This is a genomic window from Streptomyces sp. Xyl84 (assembly GCF_059731885.1).
Window position 1 is genome coordinate 1,416,442 of the sequence record NZ_AP029183.1, and the last position, 25,672, is coordinate 1,442,113.

The window sequence follows — 25,672 nt, forward strand, 5'->3', positions numbered from 1 at the left end:
AGAGTCACCGGCCTGCAAGCGTGTCCCCCCCTGCAGCCGAAGTACAGAATCAGCGCCCTTACCGCAAGATGCCCGACCCGGACGAGGTCAGAGAAGTCTTCCTCAGACTCAGGAGTGTGGGGAAGGTGGCGCAGCACTACGACGTACCTCGTTACACCGCACAGGCATGGGTGGACAGGCTGCGTCGTATGGGACATCTCGAAGAAGCGAAATCGAGCAACCCCAGACTGCGCGGCAAAGGACGTCGGTAGGAAGTGTCACCGGTGCGCGGGACGACGCCTGGACCTGTGCGCTGAACGTGCCTTCCGGGCCGTGCCACGGCCCGGAAGGCACGCCGTTTCCTCAGCCGGCGATCCTGGCCGCCAGGGAGCGGACCGTCGGGGACTCGTAGAGCGAGCCCACCGAGACCGGACTGTCCAGCTGCCCGCTCAGCGCCTCCGCAAGCTGCACAGCCCTGATCGAATCGCACCCCAGGCTGAAGAACGAGTCGTCCCTGCCCACGCGCGCGACTCCGAGCACCTCGGCCGCGGCCTCGGCCAACAGTGCTTCGAGCCGTCCTTCGGGCGGCAGATAGGAGGCGCCGCCCGCGCCGACGGCCGCGAGTACAGCGGCCGGGTCGGGGGTGCCACTGCGGTCCCGCTCTATCCGTGAGGTCACCACGACCCGGGCGAAGATCCCACGGTCGGCCAGTTGAGCCGACACCGCGGCCCGCACCTGCTGAGGGTCCGTGTCCGACGCGGGTACGACCGCCACGGCGACGGTGCCGCCGCCCAATTGGTCCGCCGCCAGGAGCGGCTTGATCTGCTCGTTCGCCGGATCCGCGCCGATGAGCAGGTGTACCGGCCCGGCGTGCAGGGCGCCCAGCAGGGCCAGCGTGCCCCGGGTCGGGTCGATCAGGGTCAGTCCCCGGTGCCTGCCCGCCGCGACCAGCGGACTGCCCTGGTTCATCCCCGGGCCGTCCCACATGCTCCAGGCCAGGCTCTGGGCCCGTCGCCCCGCCGCGGCCCAGCGCTGGGCCCAGCCGTCCAGTACCGCGTTGGCCGCCGCGTACGCACCGAAACCCGTCCCGCCGAACAGACCGTTCACGGACGAGTACAGCACCACGGCGGTGTCCGGCCGTGTGGCCAGCACCCCATCGAGGGCCGCACAGCCACCGGCCTTCGGATGCAGCATCGTCGCGAGCCACTGCGCGGACTCGGCCCGCAGTTCGTGGTCGGTCAAGGACTCCCACTGCGGGGCGACCGCGGCACCGGCGAGATGCAGCACCAGGTCGAGGCCGCACCCCCAGGACGCCTCCGCTTCGGCCACCGCCCCGGCCAGCGCGTCCGGGTCCGCGGCATCGGCCGTGCGGTAGCGGACCTCGCCGATGGCGTGCAGGACCTCCAGCGCCTCCCGGGCCCCGGTGTCCAGGCGCTCCTGCGGGGTCCGCCCGACGATCAGCAGCCGTGCCCCGTGCGTGACCACCAGGTGCTCCGCCACGGCTCGTCCCAGGCCGCCGAGACCACCGGTGATGAGGCAGGTCCCGCCCCGGGGCAGCACATCAGCGGGTACGTCGAAGACCTCCGGCAACGGCACGGCGCGCAGCCGCTGTTGCAGCGGCCTGCCGTCACGCACGGCGATCACGTCGCCGCTGTGCCGCACCGTGGCCAGGGCCGCGAGCTCGGCCGCGCCGGCGTCCGCCGGGGCGTCGATCAGTGCGGTACGGGCGAGAAGCCGTTCCGAGCGCGCGGTACGCACCAGCGCGGTCAGTCCGGTCCGGCCCGGAACAACCGTGTCGCCCGGGGCGGCCGGCACGGCTCCCCGGGTCAGCACGGTGAGCTCGGCATCGGGGCGGATCCGCGCCACGGCCGACGCCACGGCGAGGAACTCCGACAGCACCCCGGCGTCGCCGTCGGCCGGCGCCGTCGCGGGGTCCGAGGCGGCGACGAACAGCACCTGTGGTACGGCCCCTTCGTCCGTGGGCCCCTCGCCGGCCGTCGCGAAGGCCCGCTCCAGGGCCGAGGCCAGCTCCACGGCGTCCGGGCCGACCACGATCTGAGCCGTGGTCGACACGGGCAGCCAGTCGGGGACGTCACCGCTGACACAGGCCACGAGGGGACCGTCCGGCCGTTGCCTCAGCCGTGCGTCGGCCGGTTCCCACACGACCGCCAGCGCGGGGACGGAGGCCTCCGAGTCCGGCGCCTCGTCCGGTGCGACGCCGTCCGTCCCACCGCCGTAACAGCGGTCGTCGAACAGGCCTTCGCGCCAGCCTTCGAGCAGCCGCTCGCGCTGCACCTTCCCGCCGTTGTGCCGTGGGAACTCCCGGGACGTCACCGGCACCACGTAGGTCGGACGCAGGGCCAGGTCGCGGGCGAGAGCCGAGCGGATGGCGTCCACCAGCGCGGGCACGTCGTCGGTGCCGGGCACGAAGAAGACCACCAGAGCGTCGGTGCCGGTGTCCTCGTCGGGCACCCCGGCCACCGCGGAGCAGGCGGGCACGACGCCGGGTACCTGCTCCACCACCGCCTCGATCTCGTGCGCGGGGAAGTTCGCCCCGTTGACGATCACCATGTTCTTCCGGCGGCCGGTGAGGAACAGCCGGCCGTCACGCAGGAACCCCAGGTCACCCGTGTCGAACCAGCCGTCCGCGGTGAAACTCTCCCGGTTGGCCCGCTCGTTGTACGCGTAACCGCTCAGGACCGTGTCGCCGGACACGTGCAGCCGCCCGACCCGGCCCTCCGGGAGCACCTCTCCTTCCTGGTCCACGATGCGCAGGGCGACACCGGGCACCGGGGAACCGACCTCGGTCACCACGACCGCGCCGGGAGTGCCCGCCGGCAGCTCGCGCAGTTCGCCGTCCAGCGAGGCGGGCACCAGGGAGACGGTGCCGACCGCCGCGTCGTCACGGTGCATGCGGGTGTACGTGACCCCCGAGGACGTCTCCGACATCCCCCAGCAGGGCACCATGGCGTCGGCGGGCAGTGCGTGCGGGGCGAGCAGTTCCACGAAGCGGAGTGCGGTACGGGCGACGACGGCCTCACCGGCGTTGCAGATGTTGGTCAGACGGCTGAGGTCCCAGGAACCGGCGGCGATCTCCTCCGCGCGCTGGCACACGAGCGAGAACGCGAAGTTGGGCGCCCAGGTGTTGGTGGCACGGAACCGGTCCAGACAGTCCAGCCACAGCAACGGCCTGCGGATCACCGACTCCGTTCGTACGTTGACGTGCTCACACGCCAGGAACACGTCCCGGAGGTTGTACATGATCATGCCGCCGACGTGGTCCAGCGGCATCCAGTTGAGCGAGACGTCGTGCTCCGTGAAGCCGTTCGCGGCGATCGCCGCGTAGCTCCTGGCGACGATCGTGCGATGGCGGTGCTGCACGCACTTGGGCGTGCCGGTGCTGCCGGAGGTGAGCAGGTTGACGATCAGCGCGTCCGGGTCCGGTACGGTCCAGTCGGCCGGTTCCGGATCGGGCAGGGCGTCGGAGGCCAGTACCCGCGGCGCCTCGCCGCCAGGCAGTCGGCCGGCCAGCGAACGCACCCCTTCGCACAGCCCGGGATCGGCGATCACCGGCGGCCGGCCGAGCAGGTCCCAGGCGGCGGCGAGCTTGCGTACCGCGGCGTTGTCCGTGGCGTACTCCGGCGCCGGAGCCAGCGGAGTGGGCAGGAACCCGCCCAGCACACAGGCCCACCAGGCGGTGACGAACGTACGGCTGTCGGCGCACTGCAGCAGCACGGGGTCGCCCGGGGCCAGACCGTGGCGGCGCAGTCCGCCCAGCATGCGGCGGGCGTCCTCGTACAGCTCGGCGTACGTCTGCCGGTCGGTGCTGCCGTCCGGCAGCAGATAGGTGGTGCCGCGGCCCGGAGCCACCCGCGCCGCCCGGGCCAGCGCCTGCGGCAGCGTCGGCACGGCGTCCGGCGGCAGCACCGGCTCGGGGCCGCGAACCAGGGCCGGACGGTCGGCGGGGACGGCGGTGCCGCGCCCCGCTTCGCCTCCGCCGGACCCGGGACCGGACGCCGCGCGGCGCGTGGCGGTGACGCGCAGCCGGCGGTCGCGGACGGCGGCGGCGTCACGGACCCCGGCGGTACCGGCCGCGATCTCGGCGACGGTCTCCAGGGAGAGCTGGGGGACTGCGGCGCTGGTGGCGGTGGTCACGAAGAGGTCCTTCCGGCCGGAGCGGGCGGTTCGACGGCCAGCTGTCCACCGATCTCCCGGGCGGCCTCCGGGGTGAGTCCGACGACGAAGTAGTGCCCGCCCTCCACACTCAGACCGGTCCGGCCCACGGCCGTCTGCGCGGCCCAGCCGGCCAGGTCCGACTCGTCCACCGAGCCGGTCAGCCCCCGAACCGTGGTGATCGGAACCGGCAGCGGGGGACGCGGCCGGTGCCGGTAGTTCTCCCAGAGCTCGAAGTCACTGCGCAGCAGCGGCAGGAGCATGTCCAGCAACGGCGCGTTGCGGGCCACCGCGTCGGGCAGCCCGCCGCGCTCGCGCACCGTCGCCAGCAGCTCCTCGTCCGGGAGCAGGTGCAACGGCTCCGCAGGCGGCGGCGCCTGCGGAGCGGGCTGCTCGCCGACGATCAGCCGCTGCGGCCACGTTCCGAACCGGCGGCCCATCTCGTGCGCGATCTCGTACGCCAGCAACCCGCCCGCACAGTGCCCGTACAGCACGTACGGCATGGTGGTGTACGGGCGCAGGGCGATCGAGCAGGCGGTGACCAGCGTTTCGATGCGGGCCGGCGGCTCCTCCCGGGAGCGGTCCTCACGGCCGGGCAGCTGCACCGTCAGCGTCTCCACCCAGGAGGGCATGAGTGCCGCCGTCCGCTGGTACACGGACGCGCCGCCACCGGCGAACGGCAGACAGATCAGCCGTACCCGGGCCTGTTCGCGGGGGACGCGGCGCACCCAGGGCGAGTCCATGGTGAAGCTCACCGGTCCGCTGCGCGGGGACGCCCCTGCGTGGGTGTCCGTGCTCAACGCGTCCCCTCCCCGTCCAGCGAGGCGGCCAGCTCGGCGAGTTCCTCGTCGCTGCTCCCCTCCACCAGGTCCAGGGCCTCCGCCAGCGCGTCCCGCCGCGCTTCCTGGCCCGAACGCGCCGCGTCGACGAGCCCGGCCAGACCGGCCACGGTGGGAGTGGCGAAGAAGTCGGCGATCGGCAGGGCCACCCCGAACACGGCGTTCACGCGGGAGGACAGCTGGATCGCCTGAAGACTGGTGCCGCCCGCCGCGAAGAAGTTCACGTGATTGCCGATCCGGGCGCCCAGCAGCGGGGTGAACACCTCCTCGCGCATCGTGCGCTCGGTGGGCGTGCTGTTCTCCTCGTCGGCCTCGGAGAGTTCGTCCACCACGGCGAACTCCACGGCGGGCAGCCGCCGTCGGTCGATCTTGCCGCTCGGGGTCAGCGGGACCGCGTCGAGCGGCACCAGGACGGAGGGGACCATCGCGGCCGGCAGCCGGCGCGCCACCGCGGAGCGGATCGTGTCCAGCTGCAGCTCGCCGGGACGCTCCGGCACCACGTACGCCACCAGCAGCGCGCCGGTGCGCGGATCGGTCGCCACCTCCGCCACCGCCTGGGCGACTCCGTCCACCGCCTGCAGCGCGGCCTCCACCTCGCCCAGCTCGATCCGCACGCCGCGGACCTTCACCTGCCGGTCGGCCCTACCGACGAAGCACAGGTCCCCTGCCTCGTCCCAGACGGCCAGGTCACCGGTGAGGTAGCGGCGGGAACCGGGAGGCCCGTCGGGGTCCGGCCGGAACCGGTCGGCGGTGAGGGCGGGCTGGCCCAGGTAGCCGCGCGCCACGCCCAGCCCGGCGATGGCGAGTTCACCGACCGCGCCGGCCGGGAGCAACGACGCACCGGCGCCGTCCACCACGTAGGCACGGTGATTGGCCATCGCCCGGCCGATCGGCGGCGAGGCCGTCCACTCGCCCTCGCATCGCTTGGCCACCACGGTCACCGTGGTCTCCGTCGGGCCGTACCCGTTCCAGAAGCTCCGGCCACGGGCCCACCGCGTGGTCAGCTCGCCGGTGAACGCCTCGCCCCCGACGAACGCCACCCGCAGGTCGGGATAGTTCTCGGGAGCGAGCAGATCCATGATCGCCGGGGGCAGGTCGATGACGGTGATCCGCTGCTCCTGCAGGACTGCGTCGAGGGCGTCCACGGAGCGCCGCTGGTCCTCGTCCAGTACGTACAGGACCGCGCCGCTGAGCAGGGTTCCGAAGATCTCGAACACCGAGACGTCGAAGCCGGGGGAGGCGAAATGCAGGACCCGGTCCTCGGGAGTGAGGTCGAACATGTCCCGGACGGTGCGGGTGAAGTTGGCCGCGTTGCGGTGCTCGACCACCACCCCCTTGGGACGGCCGGTGGACCCCGAGGTGTAGATGACGTACGCCGCGGAGGCGGCCGGCACGACGACCGCAGGCGGCTCCTCCTCCGCCTGCGGTCCGTCCAGCGGATCGGCACCGACGACCAGCGCCAGCGGACCGGGGACCCGGTCCGCCGTACCGGGGGAGACCACCACGGTCCTGGCCCCGGTGTCCTCCAGGATCATCGCCAGCCGCTCGTCGGGCTGGCCGGCGTCCACCGGCACGTAGGCGCCCCCGGCCCGCAGGACACCGAGGACGGCGGCGAGCAGGGCCGGGCCCCGCTGCATCACCACCGGCACGAGGTCGCCGAGCCCCACCCCGGCGGCCGTCAGCCGCCGCGCGATCCGCCAGGACCAGGCGTCCAGTTCGCCGTAGGACAGGGAGCCGCCCTTCCACAGCAGCGCGGTGTTGTCCGGAGCCGCCGCGACGACCTCGGCGAACAGGTCGTGCAGCGGGGTGTCGGCAGGCGCGCCGATCGGCTCGTTCCAGCGCTCCCGTACGTCGGCGTGCTCCTGCGGCGTGCCCAGCGGGGCGTCTCCCAGGGGACGCCGCGGCTGTCGGCAGAGCGCGTCCAGGGTCTGCAGGAAACGGTCCAGGACGCGGGTGGCCGTGGCCCGCCGGTAGAGAGAGGTGGCGAACCGCACGGCCACGGTGGGCTGTTCACCGTCCGTGACCTCCAGCGCGAGTTCGAACGCGCCGGACCCGGCGTCGATCTGCTCGCAGCCGAAGCGCACCCCGTCGGCCTCGGCCGGTCCGCCGCCCGCGACCGGGGTCGTGAAGCCGATCTGTACCAGGGGCAGCCGGCCGGCGTCGGGCTCCACCCCGAGTGCGTCCAGGATCAGCTTGAACGGCAGACTCGCGTGGTGCAGGCCGTCCCGCCGGGCGTCGCGCACCCGGGCCACCACGGCGGCGAAGCTGTCCGCCTCGTCCAGTTCGACCCGCAGCGGCAGCAGGTTTCCGATGTCACCGACGAGTCGGCTCTCGTCGTACGGGCCCGCGACGTCCTGGGGAAGTCCGATGGTGAGGTCGCCCCGGGAGGTGTGGCGGGCGATCACGACCAGGAAAGCGGCCAGCAGGACGTCCCGCCGTTCGGCGCCGCTCCCGGTCGCCAAGTCGTCGGCGGCCGCCGCCAGTCCGGGCGGCAGCGGCCGCCGGACGACGTCGCTGCTCAGGTCGATCAGCCGCGGACGGGGGAGGTCGGTGGGCAGCTCGGTGCTCTCCCAGCCCGCGAGGGCGTCACGCCAGTAGGTGGTCGCCTCGCGGGCGGCGTCCTGCTCGCACCAGGCCCGCTGCCAGGCCGCGTAGGTACCGAACTCCACCGGATCCTGCGCCCAGGCCGGCGCTGCGCCCGCCGCCCGGGCGCGGTAGGCGTGGGCCAGATCGCCCTGCAGCACGCGTGCGGAGCGCGGGTCGAGGACGATGGAGTGGCTGGTCAGCACCAGCAGGTGCAGGTCGGGGGCGGACCGCAGCAGCCGGAAACGGACCATCGGGCCGGAGTTGAGGTCGAATCCCCGGCGCAGCTCGCCCTGCACCACCTCGTCGGCGCGCGGGTGCAACCGCTCGGCGGGAACGTCCTCGGTCTCCAGACGGATGCGGGGCACCGGCTTCAGCCGCTGGGTGCCCCGGGTGTCCTCGTCGGAGAACGTCGAGCGCAGCACGGTGTGGCGCTGCAGCAGATCGGCCAGCGCCGCGCCCAGCGCTTCCGTGTCGAGCCGGCCCTCGATCGGGAGGGCGAAGCCGAGCCCGTAGGCCAGGCTGCTGGGGGCGAACCGGTCGAACAGCCACAGCTGCTCCTGCCGGTAGGACAGGGGGGCGGACCGGGCTCCGGCGGACACATCCTCCAGCTGAGCCAACAGCGCGTCCCGGCGCTCCCCCGGGAGCCGGCGCAGTCGGCGAAGCAGCTCGCTCTGTTGACTCATGCCACTGTCCTCCAAGTCGGCATGTACACCACGACACATACTTCAAAGGCTCATCCAACAGGCAACATTGGAGTCAACGCAATACTTCAAATGCCGCTTAGAGCTGCGAACAAAAGTGGGTTCCGATCAGCGGGCGGTGTCCGGTGCGTGCGATCGCAAGGCGCCGGAAGGTCCTTGTAGCGGAGCTACCAGGGCCTTTCGGCAACGCCGCGAGCGTGCGTGCCGGACACCGCGAGCCGGGCGCCCCTTTTGTTCGCAGCTCTTACTGGTCCCGGCGGCGGGTCACGGCGCGAGGGAGCCGGAGCCGAGGGTGAGACGGTCCGCCAGTACCCGGACCAGCGCGGACGGCGCGTCCAGGAAGGTGTAGTGGGTCCCCGGCAGGACCACCTTGTCCGTGGGCGCCCAGGCCTGCCAGCCGCCCATCAGACGGTGCGGTACCTCGACATCGTCGTCCCAGCCCAGCGCGGTGATGGGGCAGGGCACCGTACCGGCCGGACGGAAGTACTTCCGGTTGGCCTCCAGATCGGCGTGCATCACGTCGATGAACAGGTCGACGAGCTCGTCGGCGGAGGCGGCGGCGCCCATCGCGGTCAGCAGCCCGGCGATCTCGTCCCGCAGACCCTGGTCGTCCAGCCCGAGGAAACGACCCCAGGGACCGTCCTGCGGAGCCACCTGACTCGACACGAAATACCGCACCGGCGCGGGCAGCCCGCGCTCCGCGATCCCGATCACCGTCTCGAACGCCGGCAGGGCGCCCCCGCAGTGCCCGAACAGCGCGTAGGGCCGGGAGGTCAGCAGCTCCCCGACGTCGTCCAGCAGCGCGGCGGCCAGCTCCTCGTAGGTGCCGAAGTGCGGCTCGCGCATCCGGTTCTCCCGCCAGGGCAGTTGCAGCGGGACCACCTCCGCCTCACCGATGGTGGCGGGCCAGGCCCGGTACATGGAGGCGCCGCACCCGGAGTACGGCATGCACAGCAGCAGCATCCGGGCGTCGGGCGACGGCTCGCGCAGGAACCAGCGCCGCTGACGGGGCTCCATCATGCCTTCACCCCCGCCACCACACCGTTCGCCCCCGGTGAGGCGAACCGGACCGTGCGCACCTCGGAGCAGCCCGCGTCGCGCAGCCAGTCGGTGTACTCGGCGCCGGTGTAGTTCCGTCCCCAGGTGCCCACCAGCATGTTCATGCTCATCAGCGCCGCGTCCACCGGGCCGGATTTGTCGTCGTCCACCAGCAGCTCACTGATCAGGACGGTGCCGCCGGAGGGCAGCGCGTCCAGGCAGGAGGCGAGGATCTTCCGGTTCTGGCTCTCGTCCCAGTCGTGCAGGATCATCGACAGCAGGACGGCGTCGTGCCCGGAGGGCAGCGGATCCGCGAAGAAGTCGGCCGCGGCCGTGTCGATGCGTCCGGTCATACCGGCCGCGGCGATGCGTTCGCCGGCGAGTGCGCACACGTGCGGCAGGTCGACGACGGTGCCGCTCAGGTGCGGGTGCTGCCGGCACAGTTCGATCAGCGTGGCGCCCGCGCCGCCGCCGACGTCCATGATCCGGCGGACACCGGAGAGGTCCACCGACGCCGCCAGCTGGCGGGCGGTCAGGGTGGAGAAGGTGAAGAGCCCCTCCCAGAAGGACTCCGGCCGGTTGCCCTCCTCGAACATGTTCCGGTCCGGGTCGGGCACCGGCTTGGTGGGGGCGTCGGTGCGTACCGCCTCGGTCGCCCGAAGCCACCCCGGCGCGGTGTACCGGGCCACCATCTGCACGTAACCGCCGAAGTAGTCGGGCAGGCCGGGCACCAGGTAGTGCGCCGCGACGGCGGTGTTCCGATAGCGCCCGTCCCGCTGCTCCAGCAGCCCGAGCGCGGTGCACGCGGTCAGCAGGATCTCGGCCGGCCGCTTGCCGATGCCGAGCCGTTGCGCCGTCTCGGGAGCGTCGGCGTCGCCGGCGGCCAGGGCTTCGAAGAGGCCTGTCTCGATCGCCGCGGTCAGGGTCTGGGTCTTCCACAGCCCCGTCGCCAGGTCGGTCAGCAGGGTCGGAGGCGGGGTGCCGGGAGGCGTCCCGGAGCCGGAACCGGCGGCCATGTCAGTGCTCCTCTCCGGTGCGGAACCGCACCGACACCCGGTCGAACATGATGTGCCGACCGTTCTCGAAATGCAGGTCGCTCGGCTGCTCCAGGTCGAACAGCGGCAGCCGGGACAGTTCGTCGAGCACGGCGGCGAACTCGGCGCGGGCCAGGTGCACCCCCATGCAGTGATGGATGCCGTGCCCGAAGCTGAGGTGCTGATGGGAGTTGCCGCGGTCGGGATCGAAGGTGTCGGGATCCGGGAACTTCTCCGGGTCCCGGTTGGCAGCGTCGAACAGGAGCACCACCCGGGCACCCGCCGGAATGACGGTGCCCGCGACGGTGACCTCACGGGTGGTGACCCGTGTGAACCGGTCGGTGGGACACCAGCGGCGCAGGGCTTCCTCCGCGACGGCCGGGCGCAGCTCCGGCTCGCGGCGCAGCCTCAGTTGGAGTGCGGGATCCTGGGCCAGCGTGTGCACGAGGCGGGTGATCGAGTTCATCGTGTTGTCGTGCCCGGCGACGCAGAAGCTGACGATGATCGAGTACAGCTCCTCGTCCGGCAACGGCGAACCGTCCCGCCGCATGGCCGCGAGCCGGGCGAGATAGCTGCCGTCCGGCTCGTCGCGCACCCGCTCGACCTCCTCGGCCAGCAGGGCGTGGAAGGCGGGCCAGAACTTGCTCGCGTCCCGGTCGGCCGAGATGTAGGTCCACATCGTCCGCGTCGCCTCGCGGATCCGGGCGCGGCAGCTCTCGGAAAGCCCGAAGGCCACTCCGAGCACCTCGATGGCGAACGGCTCCGCGAACTCGGCCATCAGGTCCCCGTGGCCGCGCCCGGCCAGCGGCGCGAGCAGCCGCGCGACCATGCGGCGCAGCTCAGGCACCATCGCGGAGACGGCGTCGCCCGTCATCGGAGCGGCCATCCGCTCACGTATCCCGCGCTGCGCCGGGGGGTCGTAGTCGATGGGTGAGAACATCGGCATCCCCTCGGCGCGCGGGAAGTGCACGCCGCGGGCCGAGCTGTAGGTACGCCAGTCCGTCAGGGCGGCGCGCACGTCCGCGTACCGGGACAGTATCCAGATGCCGCCGTACGCCGGTGACCACGTCACCCCCCGCTCACGGATCTCCGTGTTGATCCGCTCCGCGGTCCGCGGGGTGTATCCGGGGTCGTGGTGGTCGAAAGCGGTCACCAGCCGGTCGGTGGCGTCCGCGGCTTCGGTGGTCATGCAGGCCTCCCTGCCGATGTCTTCGGTCGGACGAGGTGTCTCGTGCGGAGTGCCGGGGCGGCGCCGCCGGCGGACGGTGCTCAGCGGCGCCGGGGCACGATGGGCGGCAGCGCGGCCGCGCCGGTGCGCCCGGCGGTGGCCCCCGGGATGCGTCCGGCCAGTTCGACGACGGTCGGGCCGGCCATCAGGTCCGGCAGTTCGATCCGGACGCCGAAGCGCTGCTCGATCCTGCTCTGCAACCGGGCCAGCAGCAGGGAGTCGCCGCCGAGTTCCACGAAGTGGTCGTCGGCTCCGACCCGGTCCACCTGCAGCAGATCCGCGAACAGGCGGGCCAGCTCGGTCTGCGCTCCGGGTGCGGGTGCCCGCCAGGGGCGCGACGGACGTCCCCGGGACCAGTCGGCCGGGGGCAGCCTGCGGCGGTCGATCTTGCGGGACGTGTTCAGCGGGAACTCGTCCAGTTGCACGTACGCGACCGGGACCATCCAGTCCGGCAGCCGTTCCACCGCGTGGTCGCGCAGCTCCAGCGGCGCGATCTCGCGTGCCGCGACGAAGCAGGCGACGAGGCGGCGCTGGTCGCCGTCCCAGGTCGCCACCACGGCGACCTGGTCGACGTCCGGGTGCTGCCCGAGCGCCCACTCGACATCCCCGAGCTCCACCCGGTGGCCGCGTATCTTCACGATGTTGTCGATCCGGCCGTGGTGCTCCAGGATCCCGTCGGGACGGAACCTGCCCGCGTCGCCCGAGCGGTAGATGCGGCTGCCCGCGGCGCCGAACGGGTTGGGCCGGAACCGGTCCGCGGTCTGCGCCGGATCGCCCAGATACCCGAGACTGAGGCAGTCCGAGTCGATCCACACCTCGCCGATCCCGTCGACGACCGGTGTCAGGCCGTCGTCCTCCAGCAGGTGGACGGTGACCCCGGCGATCGGCCGGCCGACAGGCGGGGCGCTGGCGCGGTCGGCGTCGGTGGCCGTGGCGGGAGTGCACCTCTGGGACCAGGGATGGCACGAGTTGGCTATCTGGAAGGCTTCCAGGCTGCCGTAGGAGACGGCGACCTCGAACGGCAGGTCCGCGGGCCCCCACCGGTTCAGCCGGTCACCGCCCAGGGTGAGGAGCCGCAGCGCGCACTCGCGCGGCCAGGGCAGATTCTGCAGGACCTCGCCGACGGGGGTGATCACGAAACTCTGGGTGATCCGCTCGGCGAGCAGCCAGTCCCGCAGGGCGGGCGGTGACGCGATCACCTCGTGGTCGCCGATCACGAGCTGGGCCCCCTGCCAGAGCAGACCGCCGACCTCGTGCAGCGCGATCCCGGCGCCGGCCGCGCCGAGCCAGGAACCGCGGTCGGCGGCGGTGGTGGCGTTCACCGCGGCGCTGCGGGCGGCGCTGAGCGCCAGCCAGGAGTGCTGGGCCAGCACGATCTTGGCCTCACCGGAGGAACCGGAGGTGAACATCGCGTACGCGAGGTCCTCGCACCGTGGTTGCGCACGCGGGGCGAGTCCGCCGCCGGGTGTCTCTGCGGGGAGCGGAGCGCTCGCGTCGAGGGTGACCACGGGCAGCCCGGCGGGGAGTGCGGGCAGGGGGTTGCCCGTACCACGGCCGGGAACCGCGGTCACGACGGCCGCGGGGCGCGCCGCGGCGACCGCCCGGTCGAACCGTTCCGCGGGTACGGCCGGGTCCAGCGGCATGCACACACCGCCCGTCTTCAGGCAGCCGAGCATGCCGACCACCCACTCGATGGAGCGGCCCAGGTACATGGCGACCATGTCGCCATGTCGTACTCCCGACTCGACCAGCTCCGAGGCGAGTTGCCCGGCACGCCGGTCCAGGTCCCGGTAGGTCAGCTCCCGTTCGCCGTGCCGGACCGCGGGGGCATCGGGGGTGTCGCGGGCGAACAGCTCGATACGGGAGACCACCGTGGTGGCCGGCCCGGCCCCGGGTACGGCCGGAGCGTCCTGCTGGCGGATCATGGAGTCCTCTTCTCTGAAGGGGGATGAGCCGTGCAGGGCGGTCCGGCCGTACGGGTCGGTCGTCGGGTCGCCGGACCGTCGGTCAGCCGACGACCAGTCGCATGTCCTCCGGTACGTCGTCGGTCAGCCGGGTCACCGAACCGGCCAGGATCCAGAGCACGGCACACAGGGCGAGCGCGGAGGCCAGGTAGAAGGCGGCGCTGTTGCCGGCCGTCACGGCGACGGCACTGCCCAGCAGCGGGCCGACGGCGTTGGCGCCCCAGACGAGCGGCAGGGAGACGCCGCCGACGCGGCCCATCGCCTGCGGCGGCGTGGCCTTCTGGATGAGGGTCATGACCCCGACGTTCCCCACGGGTGTGGTGAACGACGAGATGCCCTGGGAGACGATCAGCACGGCCACGGCGAACCCGGTCCCGCCGGCCTGGGACACGGGCAGCAGGGCGAACGCCACCACCAGCATCGAGTGGGTCATCAGCAGGGTGCGGCCGATGCCCAGCCGCTCGTTGATCCGGCGGGACAGGATCGCGCCGACCACCACCGGGGCGCCACCGACACCGAGGGTCAGCCCGACCTGCGCCGCGCTCAGTCCCAGGTCGTCGTACCCGAACACGATGATCATCGCGAGGACCATGGACACGGCGGTGTTGCCGAAGGTGGCCATCAGCGTCAGATACCGCAGCAGTCTGTTGCCGAAGGTCATGGTGATGCCACCACGCAGGTCGGCCAGCGTGGCGCTCAGACCGCGCGCGGTCTGCTGCTTCTCGGGCTCACGGAACCGTACGAAACCCAGCGCGATGGCCGCCAGCAGGTAGGAGACGGCGTCGACGGTGATCGCCCGCGCGGCGCCGAGTGCGCTGACCAGCGCGCCGCCACCGCTGCGTCCGAAGATCAGGGCGACCGAGCGGCTCAGCTGCGTCTTGGCGTTGCCGTCCACCAGGTCCTCGCGCGCCAGCAGCTGCGGAAGGTAGGCCTGGTAGGCGAGCTGGAAGACGACGTCGAAGACGCCCTTGACGAGCGCGGCCGCGTACAGGTGGACCATCGTCAGGTTGCCCAGCGCCCAGGCCAGCGGCAGTGAGCCGAGGACGACGAAGCGGACCGCGTTGGACAGCTGCATCAGCATCCGCCGGTTCAGGCGGTCGGTGAACACCCCCATGAGCGGCGCGAGCACGACGAACGGAACCCATTGGGCGGCGATGAGCATGCCGACCCCGAACGCGCCCTCGCCGAAGGTGATGACGGCGAGCAGCGGCAGCGCGACCACGCTGATCTCGCTGCCGAGCAGGCTGATCGACTCGCCGCCCCAGACCAGAGCGAAGTCGCGGTTGCGGAACAGGACGGAGCGCGGCTTCGTGCTCGTGCCACCCGTGGGGGCGGACGTGTCGCCGGACGGTTCCGGCGGCGATGTGGGCGAGACCTCTGCCCCGGCACTTTCTGACGCTGCCGGAGTGGTCCCCGTCCCGGATGACGAGTTGGTCGAGGTCATGCCCTGTGGCTCCTCATTGCAGGAATTCGGTGCGAGACGCCGTGTCCGGTCGGGTGCTGGCAGACGAACTCCCTCAACGCACACCACAATCGACGACGGCGTCACATGCGGCCAGGCTGAACCGTACATTCAGTCTGCATCGGGCATCCAGTCCTTCCGCAGAGTCGGCACGTATGACGAGATCACCCGACCGGATCGGATGGGCAAGTGGCTTGAAGACAACCCTCCGCCCCCGGCGCGCCCCTGGGCAAGTGTCTGCGCGTCACGATATCGTATGTCCATGAGAGACTACGAAGACTACATGCCCCTAGCGGTCATCCAGGAGCACTTCTGGTCCTCGGACGGATCGGCAACGGAACAGGCCCCGCTGACCGAGTGCGTGGCGCTGGCGGTGCGGGGCCCACTGGACGCGGCCGCTCTGCGCACGGCGGTCGGCGCCCTGCTGTCCCGGCACGAGATCCTGCGCAGCGCGGTACGGCTGCACGACGGACAGCCGAGCCAAGTGGTGCTCCCCGTGCCCGAGCGGCTGCCGTTGACGATCACCACTCTCCCCTCCCCGGACCGGGACGCGGACGCACGTCAGGCCCGGGACCGGGAACTGTCCCGGTTCGCCGCGACCGGGATCGACCCCGCCGCCGGATGCGGGATCGCGTTCCTGCTGCTGCGCGACAGCGACCCGGCGGGCGAGGACACCCTGGCCCTGGCCGTGCACCACATCTTCGCGGACGCCACCGCGGTCCGGCTCCTGCTGTCGGAGCTGGCCGCCGACTACGACGCCGCGCTCGCCGGGGCCCCCTCACCGGTACCCGAACCCGAACTCCAGTACGGCGACTTCACCCAGTGGGAACATGCCTCGCTGCTCCCGGCCGTCCAGGAACCCGACACCGCGTGGTGGCGGGAGACCCTGCGTGACGCGCCCACCGCCCTGGACGTCAGACCGGACCGCCCGCGCCGCCGTGTCCGCCGAGGCGCCGGCCGACGCGTCGGCCTCGTCCTGCGGGGAGTCGACGGACCCGCCGTGCGGAACACCGCACGGACCCTGCACGCCTCGCCCTACGCCCTGTGCCTGGCGGGCTGGGCGGCCATGATCACCCGCTCCACCGGTGACACGGACCTGATACTCGGCGTACTCGCGGCCAACCGGACCGTTCCCCAGCTGGAGCCGCTTGTCGGGCAGTTCGCCAACACCGTCCCGCTGCGGCTGGACCTGGCGGGCGCACCGGACCTCGCCGACGCGGTGTCCCGCTGCTCGGCCGCGGTGGCCGCCGCCGTCGAGCACGGCAGGCTGCCGTTCAACCGGATCGTGCGGGCCGCGGCCGCCCCGCGCCCGACCGACCGGCCCCCGCTGATCCAGCACATGTTCATGCCGCGCGTGGACGCCGTCGGCGAACTGACCCTGGGGGGACAGCCGGTACGGACCCTGGACGTCGAACGCGACCGCGGCCGCTTCGACACCGTCGCCGAGATCGACGTCACCGGCGACCAGGTCCGGTTGTGGCTCGAGTACGACAGCGACCTCTACACCCCGGACGGGATACACGCTCTGGTGGACGACTACGCGGGGGTGCTGCGGCAGTGGCTGGCCCGGCCCGCGCTGCGCCTGCCGGAACTGGAACTGAGCGCACCGGAGCCGGCCGGTCTCGCCTTGGACGACCGGGAGCCGGCCGACGGGAAGCCGGCGGAGGAACTCCGGGTGGACCTGCCCGGCGGCGGAGCCGTCACGTTCCTGCTCGACCGCTCACCCGGACCCGAGTACCGGCCCGTCCTGGCCGGACTGCGCGGGGCCCGGGCGGAGGACCTGGAGCTGCGGCCCGGAGGATCCGTGCATCACCCCACGGACCTGCTGCTCGCCGGGGTCCCCACCGGCCTCACGGCCCGGCGCGATCCACGGGGCCGGCTGGAGATCGTGGTGGAGACACCCGCCCCGGTGGCGGACGCCCGTCCGGGCACGGGCCAGGACCGGCTCCTCGACCTCGTCACGGAGATCTGGGCACAGGCACTCGAGGTGCCCGGACTCGCCCCGGACGACGACTTCTTCACCTGCGGCGGGCACTCGCTGCTGGCCACCGCGCTGGTGAGCGAGATGCAGGAGACACTCGGCGTCAGGGTACGGGTCCGCGCGCTGTTCGAGAATCCGACCCCGGCAGAGCTGACCGCCCACCTGCGGGAGACCGAACCCGAACTGGACGGCATGCTCGAACTCCTCGCCGCGCTGCCGGACACCACGCCGGAGAAGAGCGCCGACGCGCCGGAGCAGCACGACGCGCACCCCGCCACCGCGCAGCCGGCGGGAGAAACCGCGCAGACCGTGGACACACCTCTGCTGTCCGGCCAGCGTCAGCTGTGGCTCGCCCAGCAGGCCGACCCGGACGCGCTCACCCACACCATCCCGCTCATCCTGGACCTGGCCGGACCGCTGAACCCGGGGGCGTTCGCCGCGGCGCTGAACGACGTGGTCGCGCACCAGCCGGGCCTGCGCGCCACGTTCGTCGAGGTCGACGGCCTGCCGGTGCAGCGGATCAGTCCCCACACCCCGGTCGACGTCCCCGTGATCGACCTGACCGACCACGACGACGCCGCCCGCGAAGCCGAACTGCGGCGCCTGGAACAGGAGATCGCCTACACCGGATTCGACCTCACCCGCGGCCCGCTGCTGCGGGCCCGGATCATCCTGCTGGGGGCGGACCGCGGCCAGGTCCAGCTCCTGTTCCACCACCTGGTCACCGACGAGGTGTCCCAGACCCTGCTGATGCAGGAGCTGAGCACCGCCTACCGGGCCAGGACCGCCGGACGCGCTCCGGTCCTGCCGCCGCACGAGACCGACCTCGCCACCCTGGCCAAGGACGAGCAGGACTCCCTCGCCGGCGCGGAGGGCGAACGCCTGCGGCGGTTCTGGGTCCGTGAGCTGACCGGAGCGGCCCCGCTGCGCCTGCCCACCGACCGCCCGCGCGGCGACCGGGCCGGCTTCCGCGGCGAGTTCCTGGAACGACCGGCCTCCGCCGACGCGGCCACCACTCTGCGTGAACTGGCCGGCGTCTGCCGCACGACCCCGTTCACCGTGTTCTGCGCCGCCGTCGCGATCGTGCTGAGACGGCTGAGCGGCCAGAGCGACATCGTCATCGGGATCCCCACCGCCAACCGCACGCAGCGGGGAGCCGACCGGCTGATCGGCTGCTTCCTCAACGTCGTCCCGGTCCGGCTCGACCTGTCGGGCAACCCCCGCTTCGACGAACTCGTCCAGCGGGTGAGCGAGGCCGTCCTGCGCTCCTACGAACACCAGCAGCTGCCCTTCGCGGAGATCGTCCAGGCGGTCCGGCCCCGGCGAGTGCCCGGTACCCACCCCATCTACCAGGTCACCTGCGAACTGCAGCTGGAGTCCTGGATGCCCGCCCGGTTCGCGGACCTGGACTGCGACTACCGCTTCGTCTCCCACGGCACGGCCCGCTACGACATGGCCTTCCACGGGCTGCTGCGCCCCTCCGGACTCTCGGCGATGGTGGAGCTCGACACCGACCTGTGGGACCGGGCGACCGGCTACCGGCGGATCGACCAGGTGCTGGAGCTGCTCGCCGTGGCGGCGCGCGGCCCGCGGACCCCGATCGACGACCTGCCCGTGACGGAGCGGGAGCCGCGGTCCCTCAGCCGGTGACGGCCGCGCCGAACGCGGGACCCGCCATGCCCGCGGCGAGCGTCGTCCCGTCGGCCGGGTCGATCAGCAGGAAGGAGCCGGTGCGCCGCGAGTCGGCGTAGGCGTCCACGGCGAGCGGCTCCGCGGTACGGATCCGGACCCGGCCGATGTCATTGGCGACCAGCTGCCCGGGCTCCGGGTGCGCGACGATCCCGTCCAGGACGAGCCGGGACCGGATCTCCGCGACGATGGCTCTGACGGTACGGGTGGTGTGTTTGAGGAGCACCCGCTGCCCGACCGCGAGCGGCGCGTCCGCGACGTGGCAGACCGTCGCCTCGACGTCCCGGCGGGCGACCGGGCCGTCCCCTGACGGCACCAGGAGGTCACCGCGCGCGACGTCGATGTCGTCCTCCAGCAGGAGCGTCACCGACTGCGGCGCCCGCGCCTCGCCGACCGCTTCGCCCAGCACGTCGATACCGCTGATGCGCGAGGTGGCGCCGGAGGGCAGGACCGTGACCTCCTGGCCGACGCGGAACGCACCGGCGGCGATCTGACCCGCGTAGCCGCGGTAGTCCGGGTGCTCGGCGGTCCGCGGCCTGATCACGTACTGGACGGGGAGGCGGGCGTGGCAGCCGGTCAGGTCGTGGCTGACCGGGACCGTCTCCAGGTGCTCCAGGACGGTGGGACCGCCGTACCAGTCCATGTTCGCCGACGGTTCCACGACGTTGTCGCCGACGAGCGCGGAGATCGGGATCGCGGTGACCTCCGGGACGCCCAGCTCCGTCGCGTACGCGGTGAACTCCTCGGCGATCCGGGCGAACACCCGCGCCTCGTAGCCCGCCAGGTCCATCTTGTTGACGGCGAGGACGAGGTGCGGGACGCGCAGCAGGGCGGCGATGGTGGCGTGCCTGCGGGTCTGCTCGACCACGCCGTGGCGGGCGTCGACGAGGACGAGGGCCAGCTCGGCCGTGGACGCGCCCGTCACCATGTTCCGCGTGTACTGCACGTGCCCGGGGGTGTCCGCCAGGATGAACCGGCGCCGGGCGGTGGCGAAGTAGCGGTAGGCGACGTCGATGGTGATGCCCTGCTCCCGCTCCGCGCGCAGGCCGTCGGTGAGCAGCGCCAGGTCGGGGGCGTCCTGGCCGCGGTGGCGGGAGGCGCGCTCGACGGCCTCCCACTGGTCGGTGAGGACCGACTTGGAGTCGTACAGAAGACGGCCGACGAGGGTGGATTTGCCGTCGTCGACCGACCCGGCCGTCGCGAAACGCAGCAGTGCGGTGGCCGACGGACCGGCCCACCGTCCGGTGGATCCACTCATCAGAAGTACCCCTCACGCTTGCGGTCCTCCATCGCGGCCTCGGACAGCCGGTCGTCGGCCCGGGTGGCGCCCCGCTCGGTGAGCCGGGACGTGGCGATCTCGGCGACGACCTGGTCCAGCGTCACCGCGTCGGAGTCGACGGCGCCGGTGCAGGACATGTCGCCGACCGTGCGGTAGCGGACCAGCCGGGTCTCGACGCGTTCGCCGTCCTTGGGGCCGCCCCACTCGCCGGCGGTCAGCCACATGCCGTTGCGGCGGAACACCGGGCGCTCGTGGGCGTAGTAGATCCCGGGGAGTTCGATGTCCTCGCGGGCGATGTACTGCCACACGTCCAGCTCGGTCCAGTTGGACAGCGGGAAGACGCGGACGTGCTCGCCGGGGCCGTGCCGCCCGTTGTACAGCTGCCACAGTTCCGGGCGCTGGCGGCGCGGGTCCCACTGCGAGAACTCGTCGCGGAGACTGAACACGCGCTCCTTGGCGCGGGCCTTCTCCTCGTCGCGGCGCCCGCCGCCGAGGACCGCGTCGAACCGCTCGCTGTGGATCTTCTCCGTGAGCGGCACGGTCTGCAGCGGGTTGCGGGTGCCGTCCGGGCGCTCCTTGAGCACCCCGCGGTCGATGTAGTCCTGCACGGAGGCGACGTGCAGCCGCAGTCCGTGGCGGGCCACCGCGCGGTCGCGGTAGGCGAGGACCTCGGGGAAGTTGTGCCCGGTGTCGACGTGCAGCAGCGAGAAGGGGACCGGCGCGGGCGCGAACGCCTTGAGCGCCAGGTGCAGCATGACGATCGAGTCCTTGCCGCCGGAGAACAGGATCACCGGCTTCTCGAACTCGCCCGCCACCTCCCGGAAGATGTGCACGGCCTCGGACTCCAGCGCGTCCAGATGGCTGATCCCGTAGCGCGGGAGCGGTGTCGTCGCCGTCATGCCACGAACCGCTTCCGCACGAGCAGGTCCATGAGCAGGGAGGCCGACGCGTCGGCCGACTGCCGGACCGTCGGGATGACGAGGTCGGGCTTCTCGGGCGCCTGGTAGGGATCGTCGACCCCGGTGAGACCGGTCAGCTCGCCGGCCCGCTGCCGGGCGTACAGGCCCTTGACGTCCCGTTGCGCACAGACCTCCACGGGCGTGGCCACATGGACTTCCAGGAATGCGGTCCCGCTCGCGGTGTGCCGCTGCCGGACGGCGTCGCGGCTGTCGGCGTACGGCGCGACCACCGGCACGAGGACGATCACGCCGTTGCGGGCGAGGACCTCGGCCATCACCCCGATCCGCTGCAGGTTCTCGTGCCGGTCCGCCCGGCCGAATCCGAGCCCTGCCGACAGTGTCTTCCGCATGACGTCACCGTCCAGGACCTCCACTCGGTGTCCCGCGTCGCGCAGTCGCCCGGCGACCAGGAACGCGACCGTCGTCTTGCCCGCACTCGGCAGCCCCGTCAGCAGGACGGTCACGCCGCAGTCACATGATTCAGGCCCGATCACCATGGTCGATCCGAACCGCCTTCCAGGTACAGTAGGAAAACACGACAAAAGCTGAAATACTCGATACATGACGACAACTGACAAGACCGACAGCCGACTTGGGCCCTACGTCGAGCACCTGGGCCTGCAGTTCGAGCGGATCGACCCGGACCGGGCGGTGGCGTACTGGTCGGTGCGCGCCGACCTGCTGCAGCCTCACGGGATACTGCACGGCGGGGTGCACTGCGCTGTGGTCGAGTCCGTCGCCAGCGCGGCAGCGGACCGCTGGCTGGGCGACCGGGGGACCGTGGTCGGGGTCAGCAACAGCACGGACTTCTTCGCTCCCGCGACCGTGGCCGACGGCCGTCTCACGTCGACGGCCCTGCCGGTCCACCGCGGCGCCACCCAACAGGTCTGGTCGGTGGAGACGGTGGACGCGGCGGGCCGGCTCGTCGCCCGTGGACAGGTCCGGCTGCACAACCTCCGCTGACTCCGGCATCACGGACGGACAGGAAGGGGGACGGCCCCAGAGCTCCGGAACAGAAGCAGGCCACGGCGAGGGGCGCCCGGCGCGCCCTCGCCGCGGCGCCGGAAGGCCCTGGCAGGTGCGCCACAAGGACCTTCCGGCGCCGAGCGATCGCACGCACCGGACACCGTCCGCTGACCGGATCCCGCTTCTGTCCGCGGCTCTCAGCCCTGCCAGCTGTGCGGCGCCCGGAACTGCGGAATGCGCAGCGGGCGCCGCCGGCCGGCGGGGGAGTGGTCCCGGGAGGGGACACCGCCCCCGGCCTGCCGCCGGGCCGCGGCGCAGACCAGCAGCAGGGCGGTGAGAGCCGCGAGTTCCTCGGGCTCCGCGTGTCCCCTCTCGACCCGGAGCAACCAGGCGGGGCCGGTCTGCCGGGACAGGGCTCAGCCCCGTTCCGGGGCGGCGGTGAGCACGCCCTCGGTCCGGGCCGCGCGGGGCCGGCTCCACCGCCTCATGACCGGCCGCTCCACCAGCGTGTACAGCAGCCACGCCAGCACCAGGCTGGAGGCGATGGTCAGACCCGCCAGGCCGAGGATCTCCGGCCATGTCGAGGGCTCCGGCCGAGCCCCCCAGGCGGGGGAGCTGCGGCCGATCCAGCCGTAGGCCACCACCAGCCAGTGCACGAGGTAGAGGGCGAAGGAGATCTCGCCCAGGAACACCAGGGGCCTGCTGCCGAGCCAGGTCCGGCCGTTGCGGCCGTTGATGTCGGCGCTGGCGACGGCCGCGACGAGGAAGGCGAGCGGCAGCGACGTGAGCGCCACGAACCCGAGCTCGTCGGGCATGCTGCCCTCGGCGACGAGCGGAATCAGGGGGAACACGAGCGACACGGCGAACGGCAGCCGGATCCACCGCCGGTTGACGACGATCAGCGCCGTCACGATGCCCAGCACGAACTCCAGCATCCGCACCGGCGGGAAGAACGTCATGAACCACATGGAGAGCCAGTTCTGGCCGGTGCCCGGGTGGACACCCCCGGACGTCGGCATCCAGGAAGCCACCAGCGGCACCGCCCAGATCGCCGCGTAGACCACCGCGAACGTCACCCACAGGCGGGCCGGCGGGATCTTCCGCAGCAGCTTCAGGAGCCACGGGAACGCCAGGTAGAAGAGCACTTCGCAGGCGAGCGACCAGGTCGGAGTGTTCGACCACAGGTTGTACTGGAGCTTCATGTCCGGGATCCAGGACTGCACCAGCAGCAGTGTCGTGCTCGCGTCGCGTCCCGACAGGGCATGGCCCGCGCCCGCCGCGAGCAGAAGGGCGGCGAGCAGCGTGACCAGATGGTTCGGATAGATCTTGAAGAAGCGGCGCCGCCAGAACCGCCCCACGGAGTCCTCGTCCCGGGCGACCCAGGTCAGCACGAACCCGCTCAGGATGAAGAAGAACGACACCCCGAAGGCACCGCACTCGTACAGGACCCTGATCGCGAACGTCTGATCCGGAGCCACCCGCGGCAGCAGGTTGGTCCCGACGTGCGAGATCACCACCAGGAACGCGGCGAAGAACCGCAGCCCGGTCAGGGACGGAAGCCGGTGGACCCGGTGATCGGGCGTGGCGACGGACAGCTGTGGTGCCGCCGCCGGTCTCTGGATGGTCATGGGGCCTCCCTGCGGGACGGGTCGAGCTCGAGGGCCAGCGCGCGCACCACGGTGGAGCGGTAGAAGTTCCGTACGGGGATGCGCAGCCCCCGTTCCCGCTCGATCAGGTCGATCACTTCCATGGCGGCCAGCGAGGTTCCGCCGAGCACGAAGAAGTCGTCGTCGGGGGCCGCGTCCTGTTCCAGACGGAGTACGCGTCGGAACACGCTCTGCACGTAACGGATGCGGTCTTCGTCGTGGACCAGCCCAGGGCTCGCCATCGTCATCCCCTCATGGTTGGGCCGGCGGCAGTGTGCTGCGCCGGTGATTCGGCTCGTGCTGCGTGCAGGTGCCGGGCCGCGTCCGCCACCGCGCCGGTGCTCACGCCGAGCTGCTCCAGCGCGGCCCGCTGGCCGGCGACGCGCACGCCGGGACGGCCTCGTACGGCCACGCGGCGCACCGGGAGAGCCAGTTCGGCGGCGACCACCTCGGTGACCGCGTCGCCCAGCCCGCCTTGCGGCCGGTGCTCCTCCACCGTCACCACTCCGGCGCGGCCCCGGCACGCCGCCAACAGGCCCTCGTGGTCCAACGGGTGCAGGGTGTGCAGGTCCAGGACCTGCGCCTCGGTGCCGTCGGCAGCCAGTTCTGCCGCGGCCTCCAGCGAGAGGAGCAGGGGCAGCGGTCCCGCGGCCACCAGCGTGACGTCGGCGCCCTCGCGCAGGACCCGGGCGCGGCCCAGCCGGAAGGCGGGGGCAGGCCCCGGCGGCACGGGGGTGGCCGAGCGGCCCAGCCGCAGGTAGGCGGGACCGGGCACCTCGTGCAACTGGCGCATGGCAGGGCCGATCTGGCGTGCGTCACCGGGTACGACGACGGTCAGGTCGGACAGGGCGCGGGTCACCGCGAGGTCCTCCAGCGCGAAGTGGCTGGTGCCGAAGTGGGCGGCGGAGAGACCGCCGTGGGTGGCCACCACCCGTACGGGTAGCCGGTTTCCCACGACGTCCAGCTTGAGGAACTCGCCCGCGCGCATCGTGGCGAAGGTGGCCATCGTGTGCACGTAGGGAAGGAATCCGCGGCGGGCGAGTCCGGCGGCCACCGTCATCAGGTTCGCCTCCGCGATCCCGACATTGACGTACCGGTCCGGGAAGCGCTCGCCGAAGGTGTTCTCCAGGCCGCCGGTGTCGGAGTCGAGACAGACCACGCGGCTGTCGGCGGCGGCCAGTTCCAGCAGCGCCTCGCGGTACGCGGCCCGGGGATCCGGGCCGAGGACCGGCTGCGGGGTCTGCTCGGCGGGGCGCGCCGTCGTCACGCCGTACCTCCCTGCACGGGGTGGCCGAGCGCGGCCAGGGCCCTGCTGACCAGGGCCGGTTTGAGCTTGGCGTAGTGACCGGCCACGCGGGCCTCGAGGAACGGCACCCCGCGGCCCTTCACGGTGCGCGCGAGCACCGCGACCGGACCGCCCGGGGACGGCTGCAGGGCCTCGTACAGCGCGGGCAGGTCGTGTCCGTCGACGGTGCGTGTCTCCCAGCCGAACGCCGCGAACTTGGCGTCCAGCGGTTCGAGTCCGACGCAGTCCTCCGTACCGCCCGTGATCTGCAGCCCGTTGCGGTCCACCACCGCGACCAGCCCGGGCGGCCTGCGGTGACCGGCGAGCAGGGCGGCCTCCCAGACACTGCCCTCCTGCAGTTCACCGTCTCCGAGCAGGGTGTACACGCGTCCGTCGCCGCCGTGCAGCTGCTCGGCGATGGCCAGGCCCACCGACAGGCCGAGTCCGTGGCCCAGGGAACCGGTGGCGAACTCGACTCCGGGCAGGTCGTGCGAGGGGTGGCCGAACAGCCGGCTGCCCGGCGCGGTGTAGCTGTCGAGCTCGTCCGCCGGGAGCCTTCCGAGCTGGACCAGCGTGCTGTACAGCGCGGGTGCGGCGTGCCCCTTGCTCAGCACGAACGAGTCGCCCGGACGCAGGAGCCGGGTGTGCAGGACGGCCAGGACGTCCGCGCACGACAGACTGCCGCCGACGTGCGCGCCCTCGGGCCCGCCCGCCATGCGGATCACGTCCTGGCGGATCCGCCGGGCCATGTCCGCCGGGTCGAGCGGCTGCGGAGGCGGCGCGGGGGCGGGTGGCTGCGGTGGGCCGGTGAGGGGTACGGCCATCGTGCGGATTCCCTTCGGACGGGCGTCGGTCCGGGACGT

18 protein-coding genes are annotated in these 25,672 nt (G+C 72.4%); 2 read left to right on the forward strand and 16 right to left on the reverse strand.

The features are described from left to right. Positions 1–342 precede the first annotated feature (342 nt). From AC6I72_RS37595 to AC6I72_RS37630, 8 genes are all read right to left on the reverse strand, one after another. Positions 343–4,134 carry an SDR family NAD(P)-dependent oxidoreductase gene (locus tag AC6I72_RS37595; RefSeq protein ID WP_498006294.1) on the reverse strand — a complete coding sequence of 1,264 codons (3,792 nt, stop codon included), beginning with the start codon at positions 4,132–4,134 and terminating at the stop codon, positions 343–345. Continuing rightward, positions 4,131–4,952: a thioesterase II family protein gene (locus AC6I72_RS37600; RefSeq protein WP_498006296.1), complete on the reverse strand. Its 822-nt coding sequence runs from the start codon at positions 4,950–4,952 to the stop codon at positions 4,131–4,133. The genes AC6I72_RS37595 and AC6I72_RS37600 overlap by 4 nt, the downstream gene beginning before the upstream one ends. Continuing rightward, a complete protein-coding gene (locus AC6I72_RS37605) occupies positions 4,949–8,260 on the reverse strand; it encodes a non-ribosomal peptide synthetase (RefSeq protein ID WP_498006297.1) in 3,312 nt (1,103 codons plus the stop codon). Before AC6I72_RS37605 ends, AC6I72_RS37600 begins: the two co-directional genes overlap by 4 nt. 282 nt (positions 8,261–8,542) lie before the next feature. Next, a complete protein-coding gene (locus AC6I72_RS37610) occupies positions 8,543–9,298 on the reverse strand; it encodes a thioesterase II family protein (protein WP_498006299.1) in 756 nt (251 codons plus the stop codon). Continuing rightward, entirely contained in the window at positions 9,295–10,332 is a 1,038-nt protein-coding gene (locus AC6I72_RS37615; RefSeq protein WP_498006300.1) for a methyltransferase, read from the reverse strand. The genes AC6I72_RS37610 and AC6I72_RS37615 overlap by 4 nt, the downstream gene beginning before the upstream one ends. A 1-nt stretch (position 10,333) precedes the next feature. Next, the gene (locus AC6I72_RS37620; protein ID WP_498006302.1) at positions 10,334–11,539 is read right to left on the reverse strand and encodes a cytochrome P450; all 1,206 of its coding nucleotides are present in this window, start codon (positions 11,537–11,539) and stop codon (positions 10,334–10,336) included. Positions 11,540–11,619: 80 nt separating this feature from the next. Continuing rightward, a complete protein-coding gene (locus AC6I72_RS37625) occupies positions 11,620–13,503 on the reverse strand; it encodes a non-ribosomal peptide synthetase (protein ID WP_498006303.1) in 1,884 nt (627 codons plus the stop codon). Between the two features lie 82 nt (positions 13,504–13,585). Beyond that, positions 13,586–14,986 (reverse strand): MFS transporter, encoded by a 1,401-nt coding sequence (locus tag AC6I72_RS37630; RefSeq protein ID WP_498006305.1) that lies wholly within the window; start codon positions 14,984–14,986, stop codon positions 13,586–13,588. A 280-nt stretch (positions 14,987–15,266) separates the two neighbouring features. On the opposite strand from AC6I72_RS37630, the gene AC6I72_RS37635 reads away from it, so the two are divergent. Further along, entirely contained in the window at positions 15,267–18,635 is a 3,369-nt protein-coding gene (locus tag AC6I72_RS37635; RefSeq protein WP_498006306.1) for a condensation domain-containing protein, read from the forward strand. Here the strand turns inward: AC6I72_RS37635 and AC6I72_RS37640 are convergent. Genes AC6I72_RS37640 through cysC form a run of 3 tightly spaced genes read right to left on the reverse strand, consistent with a single transcriptional unit; the run spans position 18,625 to position 21,409 of the window. Then, complete coding sequence (locus AC6I72_RS37640) at positions 18,625–19,932, reverse strand: sulfate adenylyltransferase subunit 1 (RefSeq protein WP_498006308.1); 1,308 nt, start codon at positions 19,930–19,932, stop codon at positions 18,625–18,627. The genes AC6I72_RS37635 and AC6I72_RS37640 overlap by 11 nt on opposite strands. After that, positions 19,932–20,852, reverse strand: a complete 921-nt coding sequence (cysD, locus tag AC6I72_RS37645) for a sulfate adenylyltransferase subunit CysD (RefSeq protein ID WP_498006310.1) — start codon at positions 20,850–20,852, stop codon at positions 19,932–19,934. Before cysD ends, AC6I72_RS37640 begins: the two co-directional genes overlap by 1 nt. Beyond that, a complete protein-coding gene (cysC, locus tag AC6I72_RS37650) occupies positions 20,849–21,409 on the reverse strand; it encodes an adenylyl-sulfate kinase (protein WP_498006311.1) in 561 nt (186 codons plus the stop codon). The genes cysD and cysC overlap by 4 nt, the downstream gene beginning before the upstream one ends. 64 nt (positions 21,410–21,473) lie before the next feature. Between cysC and AC6I72_RS37655 the strand changes: the two genes are divergently transcribed. Beyond that, entirely contained in the window at positions 21,474–21,875 is a 402-nt protein-coding gene (locus AC6I72_RS37655) for a PaaI family thioesterase (RefSeq protein WP_498006313.1), read from the forward strand. Between the two features lie 200 nt (positions 21,876–22,075). On the opposite strand, the gene AC6I72_RS37660 is transcribed toward AC6I72_RS37655, so the two are convergent. From AC6I72_RS37660 to AC6I72_RS37680, 5 genes are read right to left on the reverse strand one after another with little or no spacing between them, the layout of a single operon-like run. Next, entirely contained in the window at positions 22,076–22,264 is a 189-nt protein-coding gene (locus tag AC6I72_RS37660) for an acyl-CoA carboxylase epsilon subunit (protein ID WP_498006315.1), read from the reverse strand. A 30-nt stretch (positions 22,265–22,294) separates the two neighbouring features. Then, positions 22,295–23,506: an acyltransferase family protein gene (locus AC6I72_RS37665; protein ID WP_498006316.1), complete on the reverse strand. Its 1,212-nt coding sequence runs from the start codon at positions 23,504–23,506 to the stop codon at positions 22,295–22,297. Then, on the reverse strand, positions 23,503–23,772 hold the full coding sequence (locus AC6I72_RS37670) for an acyl carrier protein (RefSeq protein WP_078883864.1): 270 nt from the start codon (positions 23,770–23,772) through the stop codon (positions 23,503–23,505). Before AC6I72_RS37670 ends, AC6I72_RS37665 begins: the two co-directional genes overlap by 4 nt. Then, positions 23,769–24,791, reverse strand: coding sequence for a transketolase family protein (locus AC6I72_RS37675; protein ID WP_498006318.1), 1,023 nt, complete (start codon positions 24,789–24,791; stop codon positions 23,769–23,771). The genes AC6I72_RS37670 and AC6I72_RS37675 overlap by 4 nt, the downstream gene beginning before the upstream one ends. Beyond that, the gene (locus AC6I72_RS37680; protein ID WP_498006319.1) at positions 24,788–25,633 is read right to left on the reverse strand and encodes a transketolase; all 846 of its coding nucleotides are present in this window, start codon (positions 25,631–25,633) and stop codon (positions 24,788–24,790) included. The genes AC6I72_RS37675 and AC6I72_RS37680 overlap by 4 nt, the downstream gene beginning before the upstream one ends. Between the last annotated feature and the right edge of the window lie 39 nt (positions 25,634–25,672).

Bases quoted from the DNA above. Each gene is read 5' to 3' on its own strand.
- AC6I72_RS37625 (WP_498006303.1), bottom strand. From the start codon at position 13,503: ATGATCCGCCAGCAGGACGCTCCGGCCGTACCCGGGGCCGGGCCGGCC.
- AC6I72_RS37605 (WP_498006297.1), bottom strand. From the start codon at position 8,260: ATGAGTCAACAGAGCGAGCTGCTTCGCCGACTGCGCCGGCTCCCGGGG.
- AC6I72_RS37665 (WP_498006316.1), bottom strand. From the start codon at position 23,506: ATGACCATCCAGAGACCGGCGGCGGCACCACAGCTGTCCGTCGCCACG.
- AC6I72_RS37630 (WP_498006305.1), bottom strand. From the start codon at position 14,986: ATGACCTCGACCAACTCGTCATCCGGGACGGGGACCACTCCGGCAGCG.
- AC6I72_RS37680 (WP_498006319.1), bottom strand. From the start codon at position 25,633: ATGGCCGTACCCCTCACCGGCCCACCGCAGCCACCCGCCCCCGCGCCG.
- AC6I72_RS37620 (WP_498006302.1), bottom strand. From the start codon at position 11,539: ATGACCACCGAAGCCGCGGACGCCACCGACCGGCTGGTGACCGCTTTC.
- AC6I72_RS37635 (WP_498006306.1), top strand. From the start codon at position 15,267: ATGAGAGACTACGAAGACTACATGCCCCTAGCGGTCATCCAGGAGCAC.
- AC6I72_RS37615 (WP_498006300.1), bottom strand. From the start codon at position 10,332: ATGGCCGCCGGTTCCGGCTCCGGGACGCCTCCCGGCACCCCGCCTCCG.
- AC6I72_RS37640 (WP_498006308.1), bottom strand. From the start codon at position 19,932: ATGAGTGGATCCACCGGACGGTGGGCCGGTCCGTCGGCCACCGCACTG.
- cysC (WP_498006311.1), bottom strand. From the start codon at position 21,409: ATGGTGATCGGGCCTGAATCATGTGACTGCGGCGTGACCGTCCTGCTG.
- AC6I72_RS37610 (WP_498006299.1), bottom strand. From the start codon at position 9,298: ATGATGGAGCCCCGTCAGCGGCGCTGGTTCCTGCGCGAGCCGTCGCCC.
- AC6I72_RS37655 (WP_498006313.1), top strand. From the start codon at position 21,474: ATGACGACAACTGACAAGACCGACAGCCGACTTGGGCCCTACGTCGAG.
- AC6I72_RS37670 (WP_078883864.1), bottom strand. From the start codon at position 23,772: ATGACGATGGCGAGCCCTGGGCTGGTCCACGACGAAGACCGCATCCGT.
- cysD (WP_498006310.1), bottom strand. From the start codon at position 20,852: ATGACGGCGACGACACCGCTCCCGCGCTACGGGATCAGCCATCTGGAC.